General features: G+C 80.1%; 1 protein-coding gene. It reads right to left on the reverse strand.

Annotated features, from left to right (window positions below; all coding sequences use genetic code 11):
* A partial coding sequence (locus A9X00_RS32845; RefSeq protein ID WP_197515262.1) for a hypothetical protein occupies positions 1 to 1,294 on the reverse strand: 1,294 nt, incomplete at both ends.

A 1,294-nucleotide genomic window follows, 5' to 3' on the forward strand; every position in this document is an offset into this window, starting at 1 on the left:
CCGACGCCGCCGTCGCCCCCGTGGCCGCCGTCGCCGCCGGTGCCGCCGGTGAGGGTGCCGTTACCGCCGGCGCCGCCGGCCCCGCCGTTGCCGCCGTTAGCGCCGATTCCGGATGGCGAGGTCCCGCCCTGGCCGCCGTTGCCACCGTGTCCGGCATCGCCGCCGTAGCCGCCAACGCTGTCAGGGCCGGCCTGACCGCCGGCCCCGCCCGCAGCGGCCGCACCGCCATTGCCGCCGGCGCCGATTGTGCCGGCGCCGCCATCGCCACCGTTGCCGCCGATACCCCCGCGCCCGCCGTTGCCAGCACCCGCCGAGTCGCCGGTGGTGCCGCCAGCGCCGCCATTGCCGGCAGCGCCGCCTTTACCACCGCTGGCACCGGTGGGCCCGCTGCCGCCGGAACCGCCGTTGCCGCCGTGACCGCCGTCGCCGCCGTGGCCGGCGTTGAAGCCGGCGTCGGCGTTGCCACCGGTGCCGCCGTTGCCGCCGGTGCCGCCGTCGCCGCTGCGGCCCGCGGTACCGCCGGGACCCGCATTGCCGCCGCTGCCACCGTTACCGCCGCTACCGCCCCAGCCGGCGTCGCCACCGTCGACGCCGTGGCCGGTTCCGTCGACGCCGCTACCGCCGGTGGCGCCGTCGCCGGCCAGGCCGCCGTCGCCGCCATTGCCACCCGTGCCGCCGGTGCCGGCGTTGCCGCCGTTACCGCCGTTACCGCCGGCACCGCCGTCGCCGCCCCAGGGCGTCAAGCCCGGTCCGAGAGCGCCGTTACCGGCCTGGGCGCCGTTAGCGCCATTGCCGCCGTTACCGCCGTTGCCGTTGGTGGCGTCGGCGCCGCCGGCGTTGCCGCCGTTGCCGCCGGTGCCGCCGCTGCCGCCCCAGCCGGCGTCGGCGCCGCCGGGACCGTCGGTGCCGATACCGCCGTTGCCGCCGTTGCCGGCATTGCCGCCGTTCCCGCTGCTACCCGCGTGGCCCACGCCCGCGCCCGCGGCCCCGCCGTTGCCGCCGGTGCCACCGTTCCCGCCGGTGCCGGTGCCGTGGGAGTAGTAGGTGTTCCAGCCGTTGGTCCCGCCGTCGCCGCCCGAGCCGCCGGTCCCACCGGCCCCGCCGCCGCCGTTGGTGCCGCTCGCGTCGGTGGCCGCGCCGCCCTGGCCGCCGTTGCCGCCGCTGCCGGCATTGCCTCCCGGGCCGGCCCAACCCTGCCGAGCGGTCGAGGAACCACCCACCCCGGCCGCCCCGCCGGCGCCGCCTTGGCCCCCGGTGCCTCCGTGGCCGCCCGCACCGCCGGTCTGGGCGGTGC

Source organism: Mycobacterium sp. 1245805.9, assembly GCF_001672915.1.
Lineage (GTDB): Bacteria > Actinomycetota > Actinomycetes > Mycobacteriales > Mycobacteriaceae > Mycobacterium.